The organism is Actinoallomurus acaciae (genome assembly GCF_042429965.1).
Classification (GTDB): domain Bacteria; phylum Actinomycetota; class Actinomycetes; order Streptosporangiales; family Streptosporangiaceae; genus Actinoallomurus; species Actinoallomurus acaciae.
In genome coordinates this window covers 1-5,545 of sequence record NZ_JBHLZP010000519.1, presented here as the reverse complement: position 1 = coordinate 5,545, position 5,545 = coordinate 1, and the positions used below count along the sequence as shown (strand labels likewise).

Below are 5,545 nucleotides of genomic sequence, written 5' to 3'. Positions count from 1 at the left end.
CGCTCGGCGGCGCTCGCGGCGACCGGCCCGGGCACGACCGCCGACGGGCACGCCGTGCCGCTGCTGGCCAACATCGGCGGCCCACAGGACGTCGCGGCGGCGCTGGAACACGGAGCGGAGGGCGTGGGCCTGTTCCGCACCGAGTTCCTCTTCCTGGACCGTACGACGCCGCCCGGCGAGGACGAGCAGGAGGCCGCGTACCGCGCGGTCCTGGAAGCGTTCCCGTACGTGGTGGTGCGCGCCCTGGACGCGGGCGCGGACAAGCCGCTCGGCTTCCTGCCGGCCACGGGGGAGGAGCCCAACCCGGCCCTCGGCGAACGCGGCCTGCGCATGCTGCGGCGGCATCCGGAGGTGCTGGCGGGCCAGCTGACCGCCCTGGCCCGCGCCGCTCACGGGCTGCCGGTCGAACTGCTGGTCATGGCGCCGATGGTGGCGGACGCCGCGGAGGCACGGGCTTTCACCGAGGCGTGCCGGACGGCCGGCATCACCCGCGCGGGAGTCATGATCGAGATCCCCGCGGCGGCGCTGCGGGCCCGAGACCTGGCCGCCGAGGCCGACTTCTTCAGCATCGGCACGAACGACCTGGCCCAGTACGCCTTCGCGGCCGACCGGCAGGTGGGCGCCCTCAGCCGGTTCCAGGACCCTTGGCAGCCGGCGCTGCTCGACCTGGTCGCACTCACCGCCGAGGGAGCGAGCGGCAAGGCCTGCGGGGTGTGCGGCGAGGCGGCCGGCGACCCGGCGCTGGCCTGCGTACTGGTCGGCCTGGGCGTCACCTCCTTGTCGATGAGCCCACCGGCACTGCCCGCCGTACGCGCGGCCCTCGCGGCCCACACCCTCGACCAGTGCCGCCAGGCCGCCAACGCCGCGAGCGCCTCCCACGACGCCACGACGGCCCGCAGCGCCGCCCGCGAGGCCCTCCCGGGCCTGACCACCCTCGGCCTGTAGCCCGCACAAGCCGAGCAGGCCTCCGGCGAGCCAGGTCGCGCCTGTTCCAGAGGGCTGAGGAGCCGCCGCGTGCACTCCGCGTCGGCTTCGGCTTCGGCCAGGCGGCGGGTGGTGTTGCCGACGGTGCCCCACCTGCCCCTGCCCGCGGTAGGCACCGGGGTTCGCGGCCCACATGCTCGACCAACGCCGCCGCGATGCGTCCGATGAGGTGATCAGCGTATGGATCGGACGGCATGTACGACCCACGACCAGGTTGCGGCCAGCGATCGCCGTCGATGGTCTGTCGGTACATGGCACCTTCGCCCGCCCCGGGGGCGGCGGGGTGCATTTACTTTCACCCACAGCGACAGCGCCACCGGCACCCGCCAAAGCGAAACCGCCTACGGCATCGTCAGGATGCCGCAGGCCCCGTCCACCTACGCGGCCACTGGCAAAAATCGAGAAACAACTGCATCGGATCCACGACGTACCTCCCGCTTGCACCACCCGTGCCATGGGTAACCCTGCGCAACCTCAGCATCAGCGCCCTACGCCAAACCGGCCGCACCGACACCGCCGCCGTGCACCGCGCCCCAACCCCGACAACTCCTCGAATCACCACTGACCAGCAACGCCCGACCGGGCTGTGAATGACCAGGTAACGCACCTGACGGAACCGGGCGTTCAGCGACTCGATGGCGTTGGTGGTGTAAATGACCTTGCGGATCTGCGGCGGGAACGCCAGAAACGGGGTGAACTGCTCCCAGGCCGGACGCCATAGTCGGATACAGCTGCCCTCAGGCCGCCTCGAAGCCGGTGAACCGTGTCTCGGCGGCATCGAGGGTCGAAGCGGTGTAGATCTCGCGCAGATGCTTGGTGATCTGGCTTCAGTGGCCTTTGGCGGCATACCGCAGTTCCAGCGCTTGGCGCCTTCGCCGCCGGTGCCCACCCACAAGCCCAAGACGTCGCGTTCGGCGTGGCAGTTGATGCCCACGGCGCCCGGACCTTGACGCGGATCGCGTCGTTCGGACAGTCCCGGGCCGACCCCACTTCCATTGTCCAGTGCTGCGGGCGGGGCGGGGGAGGTCCATAGGGTCGTTGTGGATAACTTTCAGCCCCCGCGGCTCTCTTCGCGCGGGCTCCCCACTGGGCAGATGACGGTCGGTGGTTCTCTTTACTCACCCGAGTCATGGCCGGTCGGCGCGGAGAGTTTGCTCTCCTTCGCGGGACTCATTAGCGTCATGCGGGTGCGACGGACGTTCGGCTGGAGGTTTGTGATCGCTATCGCCGCTGGTGCGATGGCCGTTTCCGCATGCCAGGAGTCCGGTGCCCGGTCGGCGACCAGTCCCGCCCGGAGCAGCTCCGCTCCGGCCTCGGCATCGCCGACGCCCGCTCCCGAGGTCGCCCTCGTCAAGAAGATGAGCGTGCGCGAGAAGGTCGGGCAGTTGTTCATGCCGACCATTCCCGGTTCCACGCCCGCTCAGGCCGCCGCGCTGGTCGAGCGCTACCACCTCGGCGGCGTGATCTACTTCCCGGTCAACCTGCGCACCCCGCGTCAGACCGCGGAGCTGTCCAACGGGCTGCAGAAGGCCGCGATGAAGCACGGCGGCGTGCCGCTCGTCATCAGCACCGACGAGGAGCAGGGCCCCGTCTCGCGGCTGCCCTACATCACCCGCTTCCCCGCCAACAAGACGCTCGCGTCCGGTCGGCATCCCGACGACGACGTCCGTACCGCCGCCCGGGTCACCGGCGAAGAACTGCGCGCGGTCGGCATCAACCAGGACAACGCCCCCGACGCCGACGTCAACATCAACCCGAACAACCCGGTGATCGGCGTCCGGTCGTTCGGCGCGGACCCCGAGAAGGTCGCCCATCTCGTCGGCGTCGCCATCGACGCCTACCGCGCCACCGGCGTGGCGGTCGTGGCCAAGCACTTCCCCGGTCACGGCGACACCGCGACCGACAGCCACACCGGCCTGCCGATCATCAACCACAGCAAGGCGAAGTGGGAGCGCGTGGACGCGCCGCCTTTCAAGGCCGCGGTCGAGCACCACGCCGACGTCATCATGACCGCGCACATCGTCGTGCCGGGCCTGGACAAGTCCCGGCTGCCGGCCACGATGTCCAAGACCGTGCTGACCGGGCTGCTCCGTGGCACGCTCGGCTACCAGGGCGTGATCATCACCGACTCCCTCCAGATGGCCGGCGCGACGATCAAGTTCGGGCCCAAGGAGGCGGCGGTACGCGCGGTCGTGGCCGGGGCCGACATGCTGCTCATGCCGCGGGATCTCGGGCGCGCCTACAACGCGGTGCTCGCGGCCGTGAAGTCCGGCCGGATCTCCCAGAGCCGTCTCGACGACGCGGTCACCCACATCCTCCACATGAAGTACGAACGAGGGATGTTCCGCTCGCCGTACGTCGACGCGGCGAAGGCATCGCACGTCATCGGATCGAAGGAGCATCGGGAGGCGGCCCGCAAGGTGGCCGCCGACGTCCGTTCTGGCGGCTGATGTCCAATCCTGGCCGTTGACGTTCTTCCCTGCGCGTGACTAAGTTTCAGCTCGCTGGCCATGGCCAGTCATTTTCTTTCGCGCATCTCGGGGGCGGAAGGAGTTACCGATGTCCCGTCGCCGACGGCTCATAGCCATAGGTGCGGCGTCAGTGGTGGCCGTGGCCGGTATCGGCTCAGGTACCGCGAACGCGGCACAGGCCAGGCACAAGCCCGGCAAGGACCAGCGTGTCCTGAAGATTCTCAACAAGATGACGCTCGAGGAGAAGGTCGCCCAGCTGTTCGTGCTCCAGGTCTACGGCACGAGCGCGGACACGACCGACCCCACGGACGTCGCGGCCAACCAGAAGCTGTGGGGCGTCGACAACGCCCAGCAGCTGATCGCCAAGTATCACCCCGGCGGGATCATCTACTACTACGTCGACCCGCCCAACCTCGTCAGCCCACAGCAGGTCGCCCACCTCTCCAACGGGATCCAGCGGGCGGCCATGCACACGCGGGTGCCGATTCCGGAGACCATCACCACGGACCAGGAGCAGGGCTCCATCGTCACGCGGGTCCCCGCGCCGTTCACGCAGTTCCCCGGCGCCCAGGCACTCGGCGCGGCCCGTTCGACGAAGAACGCGTTCACCACGTCGAAGATCACCGGCGAAGAGCTCAAGGCGATCGGGATCACGCAGGACTACGCTCCCGACTCCGACGTGAACGTCAACCCGGCCAACCCGGTGATCGGTGTGCGTTCTCCGGGGTCCGACCCGTCGCTGGTGGCCCAGATCGCCTCCGCGGAGGTCGACGGCTACCAGGCCGCGGGCGTCATCGCCACGGCCAAGCACTTCCCCGGCCACGGTGACACCGACACCGACAGCCACACCGGTGTGCCGATCATCAACCACACCAAGGAGCAGTGGGAGAAGCTCGACCTCCCGCCGTTCAAGGCCGACATCGCGCACGGCGTCGACTCGATCATGACGGCGCACATCATCGTCCCGGCGCTGGACCCCTCCGGCGACCCGGCGACGCTGTCCAAGCCGATCCTCACCGGGATCCTCCGCGACCAGCTGCACTACAAGGGCGTCGTCGTCACCGACGCTCTCGGCATGGCCGGACTCCGGGCCAAGTACGGTGACGACCGGATCCCCGTGCTGGCGGTCAAGGCCGGCGTGGACCAGTTGGAGAAGCCGCCGGCGGACGACAACGGCAAGGGGCTGTACACCCTCCAGCGCGACTCTCTGATCAACGCGGTCAAGAGCGGCGAGATCAGCGAATCGCGCATCGACCAGTCCGTGTACCGGATTCTCAAGCAGAAGCTCGACCACGGTCTGTTCCAGCACCCGTACGTGGACGAGAGCAAGGTCGCCAAGCGGGTCGGCACGCCGTCGCACCTCGCGACCGAGCAGCAGATCACCGACCAGACGACGACGCTGGTCAAGAATGAGGCCCTGCCGCTGAAGAAGGACGGCAAGAAGGTCTTCGTCACCGGCTACGGCGTCGCGACCACCCAGACGCTCGCGGACGACATCCACAAGCGCGGGCCGGTCACCTCCGTGCTGCAGACGGGCACCAGCCCGTCACAGGCGACGATCGACCAGGCGGTGGCCCAGGCCAAGAACAACGACGTCACGGTCGTCACCACGAACGCGGCGTGGAACAGCACGGCGCAGCAGGACCTCGTCAAGGCACTGGTGGCCACGGGCAAGCCGGTGATCGTGGCGTCGGTGCGCGACGCGTACGACATCGGGTACTTCCCCGAGGTCAAGAACTACCTGGTGACGTACGGCTACACGCCCGCGTCGCTGGAGTCGCTCACGAAGGTGCTGTTCGGTGAGATCAACCCGAAGGGCAAGCTGCCGGTCATGATCCCGGTGGCCGGCCATCCCGACCAGACGCTCTACCCGTACGGGTACGGGCTGACGTTCCAGAAGTGATCGAACGGCCGCGGGACGGCGGAACCGTCGTCCCGCGCCCGTCCCTAGCCCTTGACGCGGTGGGCGGCGAGGCGCGCGGCGCCCATCGCGCCGTCACCCGCCGGAGCGGGCGCGACACCGAAGCGGCTCACCAGGCCCTCGCGCACCCCGTCGGCCACCGGCCCGCTCTCCAGCAGGGACCCGGCGG

At 69.3% G+C, this 5,545-nt stretch carries 3 protein-coding genes and 1 pseudogene; 3 read left to right on the top strand and 1 reads right to left on the bottom strand.

The genetic code is table 11. The features are described from left to right. Positions 1-945, top strand: a 945-nt coding sequence (locus tag ACFFNX_RS40605) for a putative PEP-binding protein (RefSeq protein WP_378211504.1), incomplete at its 5' end; no start/stop codon positions are given. A gap of 643 nt (positions 946-1,588) precedes the next feature. On the opposite strand, the pseudogene ACFFNX_RS40600 reads toward ACFFNX_RS40605, so the two are convergent. Beyond that, positions 1,589-1,702 (bottom strand): annotated as a pseudogene (locus ACFFNX_RS40600) (transposase); the annotation flags it as partial. Between the two features lie 520 nt (positions 1,703-2,222). On the opposite strand from ACFFNX_RS40600, the gene ACFFNX_RS40595 reads away from it, so the two are divergent. Both ACFFNX_RS40595 and ACFFNX_RS40590 read left to right on the top strand, forming a co-directional pair. After that, on the top strand, positions 2,223-3,434 hold the full coding sequence (locus ACFFNX_RS40595) for a glycoside hydrolase family 3 protein (protein WP_378211503.1): 1,212 nt from the start codon (positions 2,223-2,225) through the stop codon (positions 3,432-3,434). A 109-nt stretch (positions 3,435-3,543) separates the two neighbouring features. Next, complete coding sequence (locus ACFFNX_RS40590; RefSeq protein WP_378211502.1) at positions 3,544-5,358, top strand: glycoside hydrolase family 3 protein; 1,815 nt, start codon at positions 3,544-3,546, stop codon at positions 5,356-5,358. Positions 5,359-5,545 lie beyond the last annotated feature (187 nt).

Bases quoted from the DNA above. Each gene is read 5' to 3' on its own strand.
- ACFFNX_RS40590 (WP_378211502.1), top strand. From the start codon at position 3,544: ATGTCCCGTCGCCGACGGCTCATAGCCATAGGTGCGGCGTCAGTGGTG.
- ACFFNX_RS40595 (WP_378211503.1), top strand. From the start codon at position 2,223: ATGGCCGTTTCCGCATGCCAGGAGTCCGGTGCCCGGTCGGCGACCAGT.